The 17,808-nt window shown below is 72.0% G+C and carries 11 protein-coding genes; 2 read left to right on the forward strand and 9 right to left on the reverse strand.

The genetic code is table 11. From position 1 onward, the window contains the following. Position 1: 1 nt before the first annotated feature. Positions 2-541 (forward strand): DsrE/DsrF/DrsH-like family protein, encoded by a 540-nt coding sequence (locus ACQZ2A_RS06835; RefSeq protein WP_430208740.1) that lies wholly within the window; start codon positions 2-4, stop codon positions 539-541. A gap of 292 nt (positions 542-833) precedes the next feature. Here the strand turns inward: ACQZ2A_RS06835 and glgB are convergent, their stop codons facing one another. The 6 genes from glgB to ACQZ2A_RS06865 form a co-directional block, all read right to left on the reverse strand. Next, positions 834-3,059: a 1,4-alpha-glucan branching protein GlgB gene (gene glgB / locus ACQZ2A_RS06840; RefSeq protein WP_430208743.1), complete on the reverse strand. Its 2,226-nt coding sequence runs from the start codon at positions 3,057-3,059 to the stop codon at positions 834-836. Further along, complete coding sequence (locus ACQZ2A_RS06845) at positions 3,056-4,510, reverse strand: maltokinase N-terminal cap-like domain-containing protein (protein WP_430208745.1); 1,455 nt, start codon at positions 4,508-4,510, stop codon at positions 3,056-3,058. The genes glgB and ACQZ2A_RS06845 overlap by 4 nt, the downstream gene beginning before the upstream one ends. Next, on the reverse strand, positions 4,503-6,236 hold the full coding sequence (treS, locus tag ACQZ2A_RS06850; RefSeq protein ID WP_430209150.1) for a maltose alpha-D-glucosyltransferase: 1,734 nt from the start codon (positions 6,234-6,236) through the stop codon (positions 4,503-4,505). Before treS ends, ACQZ2A_RS06845 begins: the two co-directional genes overlap by 8 nt. Before the next feature lie 14 nt (positions 6,237-6,250). Further along, entirely contained in the window at positions 6,251-8,278 is a 2,028-nt protein-coding gene (locus ACQZ2A_RS06855; protein ID WP_430208748.1) for a maltotransferase domain-containing protein, read from the reverse strand. Between the two features lie 55 nt (positions 8,279-8,333). Continuing rightward, entirely contained in the window at positions 8,334-10,874 is a 2,541-nt protein-coding gene (locus ACQZ2A_RS06860; protein WP_430208751.1) for a glycogen/starch/alpha-glucan phosphorylase, read from the reverse strand. Between the two features lie 119 nt (positions 10,875-10,993). Further along, entirely contained in the window at positions 10,994-12,313 is a 1,320-nt protein-coding gene (locus tag ACQZ2A_RS06865) for an alpha-hydroxy-acid oxidizing protein (protein ID WP_430208753.1), read from the reverse strand. A gap of 77 nt (positions 12,314-12,390) precedes the next feature. On the opposite strand from ACQZ2A_RS06865, the gene ACQZ2A_RS06870 reads away from it, so the two are divergent. Beyond that, the gene (locus ACQZ2A_RS06870) at positions 12,391-12,936 is read left to right on the forward strand and encodes a hypothetical protein (RefSeq protein WP_430208755.1); all 546 of its coding nucleotides are present in this window, start codon (positions 12,391-12,393) and stop codon (positions 12,934-12,936) included. A gap of 63 nt (positions 12,937-12,999) precedes the next feature. Here the strand turns inward: ACQZ2A_RS06870 and ACQZ2A_RS06875 are convergent, their stop codons facing one another. The 3 genes from ACQZ2A_RS06875 to ACQZ2A_RS06885 form a co-directional block, all read right to left on the reverse strand. Beyond that, positions 13,000-13,890, reverse strand: coding sequence for a phytanoyl-CoA dioxygenase family protein (locus ACQZ2A_RS06875; RefSeq protein WP_430208758.1), 891 nt, complete (start codon positions 13,888-13,890; stop codon positions 13,000-13,002). A 237-nt stretch (positions 13,891-14,127) separates the two neighbouring features. Then, entirely contained in the window at positions 14,128-16,263 is a 2,136-nt protein-coding gene (gene glgX, locus ACQZ2A_RS06880; protein ID WP_430208761.1) for a glycogen debranching protein GlgX, read from the reverse strand. Positions 16,264-16,313: 50 nt separating this feature from the next. Continuing rightward, positions 16,314-17,732 (reverse strand): aspartate aminotransferase family protein, encoded by a 1,419-nt coding sequence (locus tag ACQZ2A_RS06885; protein ID WP_430208763.1) that lies wholly within the window; start codon positions 17,730-17,732, stop codon positions 16,314-16,316. Positions 17,733-17,808 lie beyond the last annotated feature (76 nt).

Here is a 17,808-nt window from a genome sequence, read left to right on the forward strand (position 1 = left end):
CATGACCGCCACCGACACCGCACCGACCATCGTCCCGTCGTTCGACTCGCCGGCCTCCGAGGGTCGCAAGCTCGCGATCATCTGCTCCAAGGGCAGCCTCGACATGGCCTACCCCGGACTGATCCTCGCCAACGCCGCGCTCGGCGAGGGCGTCGAGACCCACCTGTTCTTCACCTTCTGGGGCTTCGACATGATCAACAAGGCGACGATGTGCGACCTGAAGTTCTCCTTCGTCGGCAACACCGCGATGCACCCGCCCGGCCACAGCGGCATGGGGATCCACCACATGCTCGGCGCGCTGCCGGGCGCCACCACCGCGGCCACGGCGATGCTCAAGAAGCAGATCGCCGAGCAGGACGTGCCCGAGGTGCCCGAGTTCCTCGACCTGCTCGCGGCCTCCGGGGCGCACCTCTGGGCGTGCCGGATGTCGGCGGACATGAACCACCTCACCGAGGACGACCTCCACGAGGACGTCGAGGGCATCATCTCCGCGAGCGACTTCATCGAGCTCACCGAGGGCGCCCAGCTGCTGTTCATCTGAGCGAACGGTGCCGACGGGCGACGACGACCGACGAATGTGTCCGTTGTCGTCGCTTCGCGGCCGTCGGGTCAGGGCCATGGCGTCGAGGCCCCGGACGCGCGGTGTGGTGCCCACGACGTCCGATTGCTCCCGATACTGGGCCACCGCGTGACGACCGGGGCACAGGAGCAGGTGCTCCGAGGGACTGGGCCATGGCCCAGGGTTCGGAGCATCCGGACGTCACGGGAGCGGCGCGCCATCCTCCGCCCCGCCCCGCGAGCCAGGAACCCGCCCGACGCGGACGGAACGGGCCTCAGAGGGTGAGCTCGGGCTCCTGGACCTCGGTGCCCGGGACGGGCGCCAGGTAGAGCGTCGAGAGCCGGGCGGCGCGGACGGTGACCGAGTACGGCTGGTCGTTCCACGGCACCGTCTCGGCCGTCAGGACCGCGCCGGCCTGGCTCGGGCTGGAGGCCTCGTCGTAGCCGCTGGTGTCGAGGACGACCTCCCACTGCCCGGAACGCGGCACGCCGAGGCGCACCCACTCCTTGTCCTCGCCGCTGTAGTTGACGGCCGTGACGACGACGTCGCCGGTGCCGTCGGCCTTCTCGTGGCGCAGGTAGGAGAGCAGGTTGCCGGTGTTGTCGTCGGCGTCGAGCCAGCGGAACCCGGCCGGCTGGCTGTCGAGGGTCCACAGCGCGGGGTGCTCGCGGTAGAGGGTGTTCAGCTGCTTGACGAGCGCGTGCACCCGGTGGTGCGCCGCGTGGTCGAGCAGCCACCACTCGAGCGAGCGGCCGTCGGCCCACTCCTGCGGCTGGGCGAACTCGCAGCCCATGAACAGCAGCTGCTTGCCGGGGTGGCTCCACATGTAGGCGAGGAAGGCGCGCAGCGTGGCGAGCTGCTCGGGGCGCTCGCCGGGGATCTTCGTCAGCAGCGAGCCCTTGCCGTGCACGACCTCGTCGTGGCTGATCGGCAGCACGAAGTTCTCGCTGAAGGCGTACATCAGCGAGAAGGTCAGCAGGTTGTGGTGGTACTGGCGGTGGACCGGCTCCTCCTGCAGGTAGCGCAGGGTGTCGTTCATCCAGCCCATGTTCCACTTGAGCCCGAACCCGAGCCCGCCGGCGGACGTCGCCCGGGTGACCCCCGGCCACGACGTCGACTCCTCGGCGATGGTCACGACGCCCGGCACGCGCTTGTACGCGGTGGCGTTGGCCTCCTGGAGCAGCCCGATGGCCTCGAGGTGCTCGCGGCCGCCGTGGACGTTGGGGATCCACTCGCCGTCCTTGCGCGAGTAGTCGAGGTAGAGCATCGAGGCCACGGCGTCGACACGCAGGCCGTCGACGTGGAACTCCTCGAGCCAGTACACGGCGTTGGCGACGAGGAAGTTGCGCACCTCGAGCCGGCCGAAGTCGAACACGTGGGTGCCCCAGTCGGGCTGGTCGCCGCGGCGCGGGTCCGGGTGCTCGTACAGCGCCAGCCCGTCGAAGCGCGCGAGGGCGAACTCGTCGCGGGGGAAGTGACCGGGGACCCAGTCGAGGATGACGCCGATGCCCGCCTGGTGCAGCGCGTCGACGAGGTACTTGAACTCGTCCGGGGTGCCGAAGCGCGCGGTGGGCGCGTAGTAGCCGGTGACCTGGTAGCCCCACGACGGGCCGTACGGGTGCTCCATGACCGGGAGGAGCTCGACGTGCGTGAACCCGAGGTCGGAGACGTAGTTGACGAGGTGCTCGGCGAGCTCGCGGTAGGTGAGGCCTTGGCGCCACGAGCCGAGGTGCACCTCGTAGACGCTCATCGGGCCCTGGTGCGGGTCACCGGCGGCGCGGCGCTCCATCCAGTCGGCGTCGGCCCACTCGTGGCCGGCCTCGTCGACGACCGAGCCGGTGCGCGGCGGGCACTCGGTGCGCCGGGCCATCGGGTCGGCCTTGGTGCGCACGACGTCGTCCGCACCGCGGATCTCGTACTTGTAGACGTCGCCCGCACCGACGCCGGGGACGAACAGCTCCCAGACGCCGCTGGAGCCGAGCATGCGCATCGGGTGGACGCGGCCGTCCCAGCCGTTGAAGTCGCCGACGACGCGCACGGCCTTGGCCCGCGGCGCCCAGACGGCGAAGGAGGTGCCGCGCACGGTCCCCATCGGGCCGCCGTACTCGTGCACGCGGGCGCCGAGGACGGTCCACAGCTGCTCGTGGCGGCCCTCGCCGACGAGGTGCAGGTCGACCTCGCCGAGGGTGGGGGCGAAGCGGTACGGGTCGTCCTGCTCGTGCTCGACCCCGTCACCCCAGGTGACGACGACCCGGTAGTCCATGGTCCGGGTGGCGTCGGTGCGCACCCCGGTCCAGACGCCCTCGGCCTCGTGCGCGAGCTCGAGCTCCTCGTCGTCCTCGAAGCGCACGCGCACCGCCGTGGCGAGCGGCTTGAGCACCCGCAGCCGGAGGCCGCCGGGCTCCAGGTGCTGGCCGAGGAGGTCGTGCGGCTGCTGGTGGCGTCCCTGGACGAGGGCGGTGATGGCGCCCCCGACCTCGGGGCTCGGGGTGGGGGTCACGGGTGGTCTCCTTGCGAGAGGGTGGGCGAGAAGCGGTCGGTGAGGCGGCCGACGGCGCCGAGCGGGATGGCGAGCCACGCGGGGCGGTTGCGGGCCTCGTAGACGACCTCGTAGAGGGCCTTGTCGAGCTCGAAGGCGGCGAGCAGCGCGTCGCGGGCGCGGGGGTCCTCCCCGGCCTCGGCCGCGTAGCCGTCGAGGAAGGCCTGCTGCGCGGCGGCGACCCAGTCGCGGGCCGGCCGGCCGACGACCTGCTCGCGGGTGCCGCCGACGTAGTCGAAGCTGCGGAGCATCCCGGCGACGTCGCGGACCCACTGGTCGGGCAGCGACCGTTCGGCGAGCGGGCGCAGCGGCTCGCCCTCGAAGTCGAGGAGCACCCACCCGCGCTCGGGGGAGTGCAGCACCTGGCCGAGGTGGTAGTCGCCGTGGATGCGCTGCAGGTCCGGCCAGGGCGCGGCGGCCGCGGCGGTGAGGACCGCCTCGACGGCCCCGCGCACCTGCTCGAGGTCGGGGACGGCGTCGACCGCGGCGTCGAGGCGGCCGCGCATCCCCGTGAGGATGGCCTCGACCTGCTCGGGGGCGGTCGGCGTGGTGCCGAGGACGTCGGCGAGCGTGCGGTGCACCTCGGCGGTGGCCGTGCCCAGCTCGCCGGCCGGGCCGGAGAAGTCGGTGCCGTCCTCCGCCGCGCGCAGCGCGACCCGCCACGCGTCCTCGACGCCCGGCAGGAACTCCTGCGCGAAGGCGAGGTGGCCGGTGGCGGGTCGGTCGCCCTCGGGCGTGGGGTGCGGCCAGCCGCCGGTCACGGACCCGACGACCGCCGGGACGCGGCTCGACCCGGCGTCGACGAGCGCGCCCTGGAGCACGATGTCGGGGTTCTCGCCGGGGGAGAGCATCCGGAAGACCTTGACGATGACCGGCAGGTGGCGGCCGTCGTCGGTCTCGGTGTCGAGGATGACCGAGGTGTTCGACTGCTCCCCACTGAGGACCCGCGCGGACCGGACGTGCACCTGGGCGTCCCAGCTGGGCTGCGGCACACCGGAGACCGAGTCGTCGATCGCGTCCGTCTCCGACGACGAGGCCGCCCGGACCCGGCCCTGCACGAGCTCGAGGAGCCGCTCGGCGTACACCGGGTCGTGCGGCGCGTCGTAGACCCACCGCTTCCCGAGCACCGAGTGCTCCATCGTGCCGACGAGGGCGTGGTCCGCCGAGGCCAGCGGCTCCCCGCGGTAGGTGAGGGGCACCTGGTAGACGACCGGCTCGTCACCCGACTCGTCGGCGACGAGCATCGTCTCGATGCCCACCTCGCCGGAGGGGTCGTCGAGCCGCCAGGACGCGAGCCGGCGGACCCGGGGCGCCCGGCCCTTGGCCGCGTACCAGCGCTGCGAGCCCATCCACGCGTCGACCAGCTCGCTCTTGGTCGGCCTCAGGCTGGCGCCCGTGTGGATCTCAGCCACGGTCGCCCCCGGCGGGCGGGTCGAGGGCCAGCCAGAAGAAGTCGCGCGACCCGAGGGTGATGGTGAGCGTCCCGTCGGCCCCGACGTCGGGGAAACCGGTGCCGCCGAACAGGTCTCGCGTCCAGGACCCGGCGAACTCCTCGGGGAGGGTGATCGTCGTGGCCTGCGGGCGCGAGGACAGGTTGTTGACGCACAGCACCGCCCGGGCCGAGCGGTCCTCGACGTCGCGGTCCCGGCGGTCGGCGCGCACGTACGCGAGCACCCGGTCGTGCGAGGAGTCGCAGACGGTGAACTCGCCGAGCCCGAACACCGGGTGCTCGCGCCGGACGGCGAGCATGCCGCGCACCCAGTGCAGCAGCGAGGAGCCGGAGGCCATCTGCGCCTCGACGTTGACGTGGTTGTAGTGGTGGACGAGTGACTGCACGACGGGCAGGTAGAGCTTGCCCGGGTCGGCGGTGGAGAACCCGGCGTTGCGGTCGGGGGTCCACTGCATCGGGGTGCGCACGGCGTCGCGGTCGGCGAGCCAGATGTTGTCGCCCATCCCGATCTCGTCGCCGTAGTAGAGGCACGGCGAGCCGGGCAGCGAGAGCAGGAGCGCGTGGATGAGCTCGATCTCGGGGCGGCTGTTGTCGAGCAGCGGGGCCAGCCGCCGCCGGATGCCGACGTTGGCGCGCATCCGCGGGTCCGGGGCGTACCAGCCGTACATGGCGGCGCGCTGCTCGGGTGTGACCATCTCGAGGGTCAGCTCGTCGTGGTTGCGCAGGAAGGTGCCCCACTGCGAGCCGGTCGGGATGGCCGGGGTGTCGGCGAGGACGTCGATGATCGGCGCCGCCCGCTCCTCGCGCAGCGCGTAGTAGAGCATCGGCATCACCGGGAAGTGGAAGCACATCTGGCACTCGGGGGCGTCCTCGGTGCCGAAGTAGTCCACGACGTCGCTCGGCGGCTGGTTGGCCTCGGCGAGCAGGATCCGCCCCGGGTACTCGGTGTCGACCATCGCCCGCAGCCGGACGAGGAAGTCGTGCGTCTTGGGGTGGTTCTCGCCGTTGTGCCCCTCCTCCTCGAACAGGTAGGGCACGGCGTCGAGCCGGAAGCCGTCGATGCCCATGTCCATCCAGAACCGGACGACCTCGAACATCGCCTCGTGGACGGCGGGGTTCTCGAAGTTGAGGTCGGGCTGGTGGCCGAAGAAGCGGTGCCAGAAGAACTGGCGCCGGATGGGGTCGAAGGTCCAGTTGGAGGTCTCGGTGTCGACGAAGATGATCCGCGCGTCGGTGTACTTGTCGTCGGTGTCGGACCACACGTAGAAGTCGCCGTAGGGGCCCTCGGGGTCGCTGCGCGAGGCCTGGAACCACGGGTGCTGGTCGCTCGTGTGGTTCATGACGAAGTCGGTGATGATCCGGATGCCGCGCGCGTGGGCCTGGTTGATGAGCTCCTTGAACTCGGGCAGCGTCCCGAACTCCGGCAGCACCTGGGTGTAGTCGGAGATGTCGTAGCCGCCGTCGCGCAGCGGGCTCGCGTAGAACGGCGGCAGCCAGAGGCAGTCGACGCCGAGCCACTGGAGGTAGTCGAGCCGGTTCATGATGCCGGCGAAGTCGCCCTCGCCGGAGCCGTTGCTGTCGCCGAAGGCGCGCACCAGCACCTCGTAGAAGACGGCAGTGCGGAACCACTCGGGGTCGTGGCGCAGGCCGGGCTGGTTCATGCCGAGCCCGGGGTGGCTGTGGCCCATGCCGGGGATGACGCTCACCAGGGCCTCCTCACGGAGACGACGTGGCACGGTTCGACCTCAGGACCGAGCCGGACGTAGACGTCGCGCTGCCACGTCCACACCTGGTCGGTGACGAGGTCGTGGGCCTCGATCGAGTCGCCGGGCTGGAAGCCCATCGCCGGCAGGTCGAGCCGCAGCGTCGTGGCCCGCGTGGAGTGGGGGTCGAGGTTGGCGACGACGAGGACGACGTCGTGGGTGCCGTCCGGGAGCGTGCGGCGCTTGGAGAAGGCCAGGAAGTTCTCGTCGTCGACGTGGTGGAACGCGATGTTGCGCAGGCGGTGCAGCGCCGGGTGCTCGCGGCGGATCTCGTTGAGCCGGGTCAGCCAGCCGGCCAGCGACTGGCCCTCCTTCGCTCCGCCGGGCTCGTAGTCCGCCCAGCGCCGGTCCTTGAACTCGTACTTCTCGTTGTCGATCTGCTCCTCGGCGCCGGGCCGGGCGACGTGCTCCATCAGCTCGTAGCCCGCGTAGATGCCGTACGTCGGCACGAGGGTGGCGGCGAGGGCGCTGCGCACCTTCCACGCCGCCGGGCCGCCGAACTGCATGTACGGCGTGAGGATGTCGTGGGTCGTCGGCCAGAACGAGGGACGCATGTAGTCGGCCGCCTCGCCCGAGAGCTCCACGAGGTACTCCCGCAGCTCGGCGGCGGTGTTGCGCCACGCGTAGTAGGTGTAGCTCTGCTGGAAGCCGACCTTGGCGAGTGTGTGCATCATCGCCGGCTTGGTGAACGCCTCGGCGAGCCAGACGACGTCCGGGTGGTCCTCGGCGACGTCGGCGATCAGCCACTGCCAGAACTCGACCGGCTTGGTGTGCGGGTTGTCGACGCGGAAGATCTTGACGCCGTGGTCGATCCACACCTGCACGACGCGGCGTACCTCGGCGTAGATGCCCGCCGGGTCGTTGTCGAAGTTCAGCGGGTAGATGTCCTGGTACTTCTTCGGCGGGTTCTCCGCGTAGGCGATGGTGCCGTCGGCGCGGGTGGTGAACCACTCCGGGTGGCTCTCCACCCACGGGTGGTCGGGGGAGCACTGGAGGGCGAGGTCCATCGCCACCTCCATGCCGAGCCGCTCGGTCTCGGCGACGAAGGCGTCGAAGTCCGCGAAGGTCCCGAGGTCGGGGTGGATGGCGTCGTGCCCGCCGTCCGGGCTGCCGATGGCGTACGGGCTGCCCGGGTCCTCCGGGCGGGCGTCGAGGGTGTTGTTCGGCCCCTTCTTGGCGGCCTGCCCGATGGGGTGCACCGGCGTCAGGTAGACGACGTCGAAGCCCATCGCCGCGATGGCGGGCAGGCGCTTCGCCGCCGTCCGCAGCGTGCCGGTGCGCCAGCGGTGCTCCTGCTCGTCGTAGGTGGCCCCCTCGCTGCGCGGGAAGAGCTCGTACCAGGCGCCGTAGAGGGCGCGCTCGCGCTCGACGAGCAGCGCGTGCTCGGCCGAGGGCGAGACCATGTCGCGCAGCGGGCGCGCACCGAGCTCGATCTCGACGGCGGCGTCGGTGCCGGCCTTGAGCCGGACCAGGTCGGCGCGCGCGGTGTCGCGCAGCGTGGTGACGGCGGCGACGAGGACCTGCTCCTGCTCGGCGGTGCGCTCGACCTCGTCCAGGGCCCGCTCGAGGACGAGCGCGCCCTCCTCGAGCATCAGCTCGGTGTCGACGTCGGCGGCGACCTTGATCGTGGCGTCGTGCTCCCAGGTGCCGTAGGGGTCGGACCAGCCCTCGACCCGGTAGGACCACCAGCCGGTGCGGTCCGGGGTCACCCGGGCGACCCAGGTGTTGAGCCCCTCGTTCGTGCACGTCATCGGGTGGTGGTGCTCGACGCCGTCGGGGTCGGTGAGGACGACGGTCGCGTTGACGGCGTCGTGGCCCTCGCGGAAGACGGTCGCGCCGACCTCGATCTCCTCGCCGACGACCGCCTTCGCCGGGCGGGCGCCGTGGTCGACGACCGGTCTGACGTCCTGGACCGGGATCCGGCCGATCGGGACCTGCGGAGGGGCGGTGCGGAAGGCATCACTCACCCCACCGAACCTACACGGACGGGGGGTGGCCGCAGGGCCGCGCCCGGTGTGCGGTTCAGGCGTGCCAGATCCGCTCGAGGTAGTCACGCATCGAGCGGTCCGAGGAGAAGAAGCCCGAGCGCGCGACGTTGAGGATGGCCGAACGTGACCAGCCGTCCTCGTCGAGGTAGGCGGCGTCCACGCGCTCCTGGGCGTCGAGGTAGGGCTGGAAGTCGGCCAGCGCCATGAACGCGTCCTGGTGGAGCAGGTTGTCGATGACCGGCGCGACGGCCTGGCGGTCGCCGTCGGTGAAGTGGCCGCTGGCCAGGAGGTCGATGGTGGCCCGCAGCCGCGGGTTCTCCTCGTAGTAGCTCGACGGCGAGTAGCCGGGGCGCAGCCGCTCGACCTCGGGCTCGGTCATCCCGAAGAGGAAGAAGTGGTCGTCGCCCACCAGCCGGCGGATCTCGACGTTCGCGCCGTCGTCGGTGCCGATGGTCAGCGCGCCGTTGAGCGCGAACTTCATGTTGCCCGTGCCCGAGGCCTCCTTGCCGGCGAGCGAGATCTGCTCGGACAGGTCGGCGGCGGGGATGAGCTTCTCGGCGAGGGTGACGTTGTAGTTGGCGGGGAAGGCGACGGCGAGCCGGCCGGCCACGCGGGGGTCGGCGTTGACGACGTCGGAGACGGCGTTGACGAGGAAGATGATCTCCTTGGCCATGTGGTACCCGGGGGCGGCCTTGGCCCCGAAGACGAAGGTCCGCGGCACGACGTCCTCGGCCGCGACCCGCCCGGAGAGCACGCCCTCGTAGAGCGAGACGATGTGCAGGAGCTTGAGGGTCTGGCGCTTGTACTCGTGGAGGCGCTTGACCATGACGTCGAGCATCGTGTCGGGGGAGAGCTCGAGGCCGTCGCGCACCCGGAGCAGCTTGACGAGCCGGTCCTTGTTGTCGCGCTTGACGGCCCGGAACGCCTCGCGGAAGGAGGCGTCCTCGGCGTACGGCTCGAGCTCGCGGAGGCGGTCGAGGTCGGTGACCCAGCCGTCGCCGAGGGTGTCGGTGAGCAGCTCGGAGAGACGGCGGTTGGCCAGCCGCACGAAGCGGCGCGGCGTGATGCCGTTGGTGACGTTGGTGAACTTCTGCGGCCACATCTCGCTGAAGTCGGGGAGCACCTTGTCGCGGAGCAGCTGGCTGTGCAGCTCGGCGACGCCGTTGACCTTGGCGCCGGCCACGGTGGCGAGGTAGGCCATCCGGACGGCGCGCTCGGGGTACTCGGCGATGACCGACATCCGGCGGGCGCGCATCTCGTCGCCGGGGAAGGCCTCGCGGACCTCCTCGAGGAACTCCTCGTTGATGCGGTAGATGATCTCCAGGTGGCGGGGCAGGAGCCGCCCGAGCAGCTCGACGTTCCAGACCTCGAGGGCCTCCGGCAGCAGGGTGTGGCAGGTGTAGGCGAAGCACTTCTTCGTGATCTCCCACGCCTCGTCCCACGCGAACCCCTTGCGGTCCATGAGGATCCGCATCAGCTCGGGGATCGCGATGACCGGGTGGGTGTCGTTGAGCTGGAAGATGATCCGCTCGTGCAGCCGGCGCAGGTCGTAGTCGGCGGGCAGCGTGTTGTCGATGAAGTCGTGCAGCGAGCAGGCGACGAAGAAGTACTGCTGCTGCAGGCGCAGCTCCTTGCCCTGCGGCGTGGAGTCCTCGGGGTAGAGGACCTTGCTGATGTTCTCGGCGAAGGTCTGGGCGCGCACGGCCTCGGCGTAGTCGCCGGAGTTGAAGATCTGGAGGTCGAAGTCCTGCGTGGCCCGGGCGCTCCAGAGCCGCAGGGTGTTGACGACGCCGTTGCGGAAGCCCGGGACCATGTAGTGGTACGGCATCCCGAGCACCTGCCAGCCCGGCACCCACGTGGTGCGCTCGGTGCCGTCCTCGTCGGTGGTCGTCTCGGTGTGCCCGCCGAAGGAGACGAGGACCTGGCGCTCGGGGTGCGGGAACTCCCACGGGTTGCCGAGCGAGAGCCAGGAGTCGGGCAGCTCGACCTGGCGGTCCTGCTCGAAGGTCTGCCGGAAGATGCCGTACTCGTAGCGGATGCCGTAGCCGATGCACGGCACGTCCATCGTCGCGAGGGAGTCGACGAAGCACGCGGCGAGCCGGCCGAGGCCGCCGTTGCCGAGGCCGGGCTCGACCTCCTGGGCCCGCAGCGCGGCGATGTCGATGCCGCAGCGGCGCATCGCGTCCTCTGCGATGTCCTGGAGGTTCGTGGCGAGCAGGTTGTTGCCGAGCTGGCGCCCGAGCAGGTACTCGGCCGAGAGGTAGCCGATGGTCTTCTGCTGCGCCTGGCGGCGGCGGGCGCCGGTCTCGAGCCAGTCGGCCATGAGGTAGCGGCGGACCGTGCGGGCCAGGGCGAGGTACTGGTCGTTGACCGTGGACTGCGACAGCAGCGTGCCCTGGCCGTAGTTGAGCTCCGCGAGGAAGGTCTCGACGAAGCCGTCGACCGTGGTCTGCGGCGACACGACCGGGCCGGAGGCCAGCGGGTGCGTGGTGCGGAAGGCCGGACCGATCCGCCGGACGTCGGTCGACGGGGACTCGTCGGAGACGACGGAGTGGCTGGGCGCGGTGTCGGTCATTCGGTCTCGTCCTTCGGGCCGGGGAGGCGGTCGGGCGCACGCGACGGTGGTGCGCTGGACAGCGTAGCCACGTGGTGCGGAAACGCTTGCACACTTCGCCCGGGAACGCAGCGGGTCGGTCAGGATCCGGGCGCGGGCACCAGCCGGTCGCGGGTGACGTCGGCGAGGGTGCGGCAGCCGGTGAGGGCCGCGGTGAGGTCGAGCTCGGCGCGCAGGTTCCGCAGCACCTCCTCGACGCCCTCCTGCCCGGCGATCGCCAGCCCGTAGACGTGCGGCCGCCCGATGCCCACCGCCGTGGCCCCCAGCGCGAGGGCGACGAACGCGTCGGCCCCCGAGCGCACCCCGCTGTCGAAGAACACCGGCAGGGCGCTGCCGTGCGCCCGCAGGGCGTCGACCACGCCGGGCAACGCATCGAGGGCTCCGACCGACCGGTCCACCTGCCGCCCACCGTGGTTCGACACCCACACGGCGTCGATGCCCTCGTCGGCGGCCCGGGTGGCGTCGTCCGGGTGGAGCACGCCCTTGAGGACGACGGGCAGGGAGGTCAGCTCGCGGAGGCGGGGCAGGTCGGCCCAGGTGAGGGACGGGCGGGAGAAGACGTCGAGGAAGGTCTCGACCGCGGCGCGGGGCACGGGCGAGGTCACGTTGTCCCGCGTCGACCCGGGGTGGTTGCGGCTCATCGACAGCAGCGTGCGGACGGCGGCCGGAGTCGGGCGGGGCTGCGGCTCGGGCTCGCGTGCGGCGGCAGCGGCGACGCGCTCCTCGACGAGCCGCCGGAACACGGGGTCGGAGGTGTACTGCGCGATGCCCTCGCCGCGGGCGAACGGCAGGTGCCCGAGGTCGAGGTCGCGGGGGCGCCAGCCGAGGTAGGCGGTGTCGAGCGTGACCACCAGTGCCTCGGCACCGCAGGCTTCGGCGCGGTGCACGAGCGAGGCCGCGAGGTCGTCGTCGCGGCTCCAGTACAGCTGGTACCAGAAGCCGGTGCGGCCCAGGGCATCCGCGACGTCCTCCATCGGCACGGACGCCTGGGTGCTGAGCACCGGCGTGACGTCCAGGGCGCGGGCCCCGCGCGCGACGGCGAGGTCGGCGTCGCGGTGTGCGGCCGAGAGGACCCCGACGGGCGAGACAAGGAACGGGCTCGCGTGCCGACGCCCGAGCAGCTCGACGGAGAGATCGCGCTCGGAGGTGTCGACCAGCATCCGCGGGACGACGCGCCACCGGTCGAAGGCGCGGAGGTTGGCGCGGGCCGTGGCCTCGCCGCCGGCCGAGCCCGCCACGTAGGCGAACCCACGGCGCGACATCGCCTTCTCGGCGGCGGCCTCGAGGCGCGCGCCGTCGGTGGGGACCTCCGGCCGGCGCCCGAAGGAGCCCGCCCGGTAGATCGCCGCCTGCGCGACGCGTCCGATGCCCTCGGCCACCTGCTCCCCACGTCCGGTCACGACCGCCTGTCTACCCGATGCGGCCGCTCGGCGGAACCCGACCGCGCGCCGGGTCCGGCGCCGCCTAGGGTGCCGGTGTGCAGCGATTCGCCTGGGCCCCGTGGGGGCTGCTCCTCGTCGTCCTCGACCTGCGGGTCGGCCTCTGGGACGTGCTGCCCGACGTCGTCGGCTACGTCTGGCTCGTCGTGGCCCTCACGGGCGCCGAGAAGGTCGGCCGGCCCTTCCTGCTCGCCCGCTCGGCGGCGATGGTCGGCATCCCCGCCTCGCTCGTCAGCGGCACGCCCGTCGGTGGGGTGAGCCGGGCGCTGCTCGTCGCCGCCCTCGTCGTGGGGGCGATCGCCTTCGCGCTGGTCCTCTACGGTCTGGCCACGGGCGTCCTCGAGAAGGTGGAGGACGAGGGCGCGCGCCGGTGGGCCGGTCGGATCCGGACCGCGGCGCCGGTCGTCGGGGTCCTGCTCGTGCTCACCGACCCGGCCGTCTATCTCGTGACCACCGGCTCCTCCCTCGCCGTCCCGGTGTCCTTCCTCTGGCTGCTCGCCCGCATCGTCGAGGCGATTGCCGGCGTGCTCACCGTCGTCCTGCTCCAGCGGGTCACCCGCGCCGGGGTCATGCCGACCACCTGACCCCCCACGCGAGGAGGCCCCCGACCCGTGACGGGTCGGGGGCCTCCTCGGCTCGGGCGGCGCTCAGCGCAGGAACGGGACGGCCCGGTCGAGCAGGCCGCGCTCCTTGAGCTCCGCGCGCAGCGGGATGTCGTCGTCGATCCAGCCGGACTGCTTGATGCCCCAGAACGAGGCGTGGTCGGGGCCGTAGCCGAGGAGCTGCTGGTGCAGCGGCGAGAGGTTCTTGAACCACTCGGAGTCCTGGTCGGCGACGTCCTCGTCGAGCGGGCGGATCCAGCGGTACGTGTAGCCGATGAACATCAGCTTGCGGATGCGCTCGCTCTTGTTCATCGAGCGGCTGTGCCAGATGCGGCGGTCGAAGATGAACGCGTCGCCCGGCTCGAGGCAGACCTCGATGGCGCCCTCGGGCTCGATGATGGGGTCGCCCGGCTTCTCGGGGCGGCCGGCGAGGGTGTTGTTCTTGTGGCTGCCCGGGATGACCTTGGTGTTGCCGTAGCCCGGCTCGGAGAGGTCGGTCAGGGCGTAGCAGATCTTCGTCATGAACATCGGACGCACGTCCATGTCGATGTCGGAGTTCTGCCGGTAGCCGTCCTGGTGCCAGTTCCAGAAGGGCGGCTCGTCCTTCGGGGGGTTCACGTCGATGTGGTTGTGGTGCGTGTAGATGTTCCAGCCCATCGTCCCCCAGATGTAGGGGAAGGTCGTGGGCCAGGTGAGCAGCTCGGGGAAGCGCGGGTCCTTGTGCAGCCAGCCCATGACGTGGATCGACTTATCCGGGCGGCGGCGGTCGGCGGCCTCCTCCTCGGCGTAGATCCGGTCGACGGCGTCCTCGAAGTAGGCGCGGTCCTCCTCGGGGAGCGCCCCCTTGATGACGACGAACCCGTCGCGGTCGTACTGCTCGCGGATCGCCGGGTCGAGCGGCTCGAAGCCCGTCGGGGCCTGAGTGGTCGCGGTCATGCGCGCTGTGCTCCTCACGTGGTGCCGGCTCCTGCGGGGGCACCGCTCCCGCTGCACGTCCGCGCTGGCGGACACGCCGTTCCCGTCAGTGTAGGACGGCGGGCGCGACACGCCGGGAGGCGCCGCTGAGGGGTGGCTGTGAGCGTCGTCGGACCGGATGCTGCCGGCGCGCGAGCCCTCTTCCGGTGACCGAGCCTCCTGCAGAGGGCTCGACGACAGGAAGGCGGCTCGGCCGCGTCAGGTGACGTACACGCGGAGCGAGGTCGGCGCGACGGTGACCGGGCCGGACTCGGGGTCCCCGAGGTCGCGCGGCCGTTCGTCGGCGCTGTCCCAGGCGAGCCGTCCGGTCGTGCCCTCCGGCAGCCGGACCTCGACCGGCCGGGTCGAGCCGTTGACCACCAGCAGCGCCCCCTGCCCGTCCTCCTCGACCGGGGCCAGCGCCATCTGGAGGACGCGGGCGCCCTCGTCCTGCCAGCGCCCGCCCATCGGCAGGCCGTCGGCGGCGTACCACTGCACGTCGAGGGTGCCGTCGTCGTCGACCTCGCGCCCGGTCAGCCACACCCGCTGGCGCAGCACGGGGAGCGCCCGTCGGACGGCCAGCAGGTGGCGCGTCGTGGCGAGCAGGTCCTCCTGCCACGGCGCGAGGTCCCAGTCGACCCAGGTGATCTCGTTGTCCTGGCAGTACGGGTTGTTGTTGCCGCCCTGGGTCCGTCCGAGCTCGTCGCCGGCGGTGAGCATCGGGACCCCGGACGAGAGCAGCAGCGTGCCGAGGAGGTTGCGCAGCGCCCGGCCCCGCGCCGCCAGCACGTCGGCGTCCTCGGTCGGCCCCTCGGCACCGTGGTTCCACGAGCCGTTGCCGTCCGAGCCGTCGCGGTTGTCCTCGCCGTTGGCCTCGTTGTGCTTGTGGTCGTAGGTGACGAGGTCGGCGAGCGTGAAGCCGTCGTGCGCGGTGACGAAGTTGACCGATGCCGTGGGCCCGCGGTCGCGCGCGCCGAAGAGGTCCCGCGAGCCGGTGAGCCGGGTGGCCAGCTCCCGGGCGTCGTGGGACGGCTGGCCGTGGGCGGCGGCCCGCACGTCGCCGACCCAGAACCGGCGCACGGTGTCGCGGAAGCGGTCGTTCCACTCGAGGAACGGCGGCGGGAACTGGCCTGTGCGCCAGCCGTGCATCCCCAGGTCCCACGGCTCGGCGACGAGCATCACGCGGGAGAGCACGGGATCGGTCCGCAGGGCGACGAGGAACGGGTGGTCGGGGTCGAAGTCGTCGCCGCGGCCGCGCCCGAGGGCGACCGCGAGGTCGAAGCGGAAGCCGTCGACGTGGTACTCCTGCACCCAGTGCCGCAGGCTGTCGAGCACCATCCGGCAGACCACCGGGTGCCGCAGGTCGAGGGTGTTGCCGCACCCGGTCACGTCGATGTCGCGGCCGCGCTCGTCGAGCCGGTAGTAGGCGCGCTGGTCGAGGCCACGCCACGAAAGGGTTGCGCCGGAACGGGACTGCTCGGCGGTGTGGTTGTAGACGACGTCGAGGACGACCTCGATGCCCGCCGCGTGCAGCAGCTTCACCATGCCCTTGACCTCGTCGACGACGCCCTGCGGGTCGCGGGCGGCGGCGTACGCGGCGTGCGGCGCCATGAAGCCGAGGGTGTTGTAGCCCCAGTGGTTGACCATCCCCCGGCGCACGAGGTGCGGCTCGTGGGTGAAGGCCTGGACGGGCAGCAGCTCGACGGCGGTGACGCCCAGCGAGAGCAGGTGCTCGACCGAGGCCGGATGCGCCAGACCGGCGTACGTGCCGCGCAGGTGCTCGGGCACGCCGGGGTGCAGCATCGTCTGGTTGCGCACGTGCGCCTCGTAGGCGACGGCCTCGCCCCGCGAGCGGCCGGGCGCGCGGTCCCCGCCCCAGTCGAACGAGTGGTCCACGACGACGCCGCGCGGCACGTGACCGCGGCTGTCGAGGCCGGACAGCTGCTCGAGCTCACCGTGCCAGGAGCCGTCGACGGTGTGCCCGTACAGCTCCGGACCCCAGGTCACGCCGCCCTCGAGCGCTCCCGCGCACGGGTCGAGGAGCAGCTTGGCGGGGTTGTGCAATAGCCCGCGCTCGGGGTCCCACGGCCCGTCGACCCGCAGGTTGTACCGCGTTCCCGCGCCGACGCCCGGGACGAAGCCGAACCACCAACCGTGGGCCCGCTCGCGCAGCGGCACCCGGCGCTCGCTCGCGCCCTCGACGTCACCGGCCTCGAAGAGGCAGACCTCGACCGAGTCCGCGTGCCCCGCGTACACCGCGACGTCGGCGCCCCCGGCGACGAGGGTGACCCCGGGTGGGGGAGGGAGGTCGCGGGTGGTCGGGCCCGGAGGGGCCGGGCGGGACCGGGACGGCATGCAGGGACCCTAACCGGGGGACGGGTGGGCGGCGGGCGGTTCCGGCGAGCTCAGGCGCGCAGTGCCTCGGCCAGCTCCCGCACGTGCTCCACGAGCAGCCCCATGTCCTCGTCGGTGTGCGCCAGCGAGACGAGCCACTGCTCGTCGAGACCGGGCGGCGTGAGGATGTTGCGGTTGACGCCCCACAGCCAGGACAGCTCGGCCATCGCGAAGTCGGTCGCCTTGTAGTCGCGGTACGTGCGCACCGGCGTGGTCGACCACGTGACGCAGCCCTTGACGCCGAGGCCGACGGTGTGGGCCGGCAGCTCGAACTCGTCGATGACGCCGTCGATGGCGGAGAGGGCTCGCACGTTGATGTCCTCGGTGGCGGCCAGCGCCTCCGGGGTGCAGATCTCGTCGACGGCCTTGGCGGCGGCCATCACGAGCGGGTTGCCGTTGTAGGTGCCGAAGTGGGCCATCCGGCCGTCGACGACGACCTCCATGACCTCGCGGGTGCCGCCGAAGGCCGCGAGCGGCAGGCCGCCGCCGATGGACTTCGCCAGGGTGATGAGGTCGGGCTTGACGCCGAGGCGCTGCGCGGCGCCGGCGTACCCGGCGGTGAGGCCGGTCTTCACCTCGTCGAAGAGGAGGACGACACCGTGCTGGTCGCACAGCTGCCGCACGCCCGCGAGGTAGCCGGCGTCGGGGACGACGATCGAGAGGTTCTCGACGACCGGCTCGACGACCATGACGGCGATGTCGCGACCGTGCTCGGCGAGGACCGCGCCGAGGCGGTCGAGGTCGTTGTAGGGGACGACGTGCACGGTGCCGGCCTCGACGTCGAAGGGCACCTCGGGCACGGGAGCCTCGGCCGGGCCGATGTCCTCGAGCGCGGGCTTGACCGACACCTGCAGCGCGTCGTAGCCGCCGTGGTAGCCGCCCTCGATCTTCACGACGGCCTTGCGGCCGGTGTAGGCGCGGGCCGCGCGGATGGCGTACATCAGCGACTCGGTGCCGGAGTTGGTGAACCGGATCATGTCGAGGCCGAAGCGCTCGCAGAACCGCTCGCTCATCTCGGTGGCCTGCGGGGACGGGGTGACGAAGAGGGTGCCGGTGTCGGTGAGGGCGCGCTGCACGTGCTCGACGACGGTCGGGTTGAGGTGGCCGACGAGCATGGCGCCGAAGCCCATCGACAGGTCGAGCATCCGGCGGCCGTCGACGTCGGTCAGCCACGCGCCGCGCGCGGAGGCGACCGAGACGGGGTAGGGGTCCCAGTGCTGGAACGAGGAGGTGACGCCGAGCGGCAGCGTGCGGGCGGCGCGGGTGTTGTGCTCGCCGGAGGCCGGGGTGCTGGCCGTGAACCGGTCCCACTCGGCGGCGAGGAGGGACTCGACCCGGGCCGGGTCGACCGGCGTGCTCGAGGCCGGCAGCCGCCGGTAGGTGGCGGGGTCGTGGGCCGGGTAGGTCGTCGTCGTCTCGGTCGCGGTCATCGTGGCTCTCCTCGCACGTTGTGATTCCGTGGCGGTCGGGCGCCGTCACGCACCATCACGCATCTCTGGCCGCGAA

Source organism: Phycicoccus avicenniae, from assembly GCF_050496545.1.
GTDB classification, from domain to species: domain Bacteria; phylum Actinomycetota; class Actinomycetes; order Actinomycetales; family Dermatophilaceae; genus Phycicoccus; species Phycicoccus avicenniae_A.

Bases quoted from the DNA above. Each gene is read 5' to 3' on its own strand.
- ACQZ2A_RS06835 (WP_430208740.1), top strand. From the start codon at position 2: ATGACCGCCACCGACACCGCACCGACCATCGTCCCGTCGTTCGACTCG.
- treS (WP_430209150.1), bottom strand. From the start codon at position 6,236: ATGGGCCACAGCCACCCCGGGCTCGGCATGAACCAGCCCGGCCTGCGC.
- ACQZ2A_RS06860 (WP_430208751.1), bottom strand. From the start codon at position 10,874: ATGACCGACACCGCGCCCAGCCACTCCGTCGTCTCCGACGAGTCCCCG.
- ACQZ2A_RS06875 (WP_430208758.1), bottom strand. From the start codon at position 13,890: ATGACCGCGACCACTCAGGCCCCGACGGGCTTCGAGCCGCTCGACCCG.
- glgX (WP_430208761.1), bottom strand. From the start codon at position 16,263: ATGCCGTCCCGGTCCCGCCCGGCCCCTCCGGGCCCGACCACCCGCGAC.
- ACQZ2A_RS06885 (WP_430208763.1), bottom strand. From the start codon at position 17,732: ATGACCGCGACCGAGACGACGACGACCTACCCGGCCCACGACCCCGCC.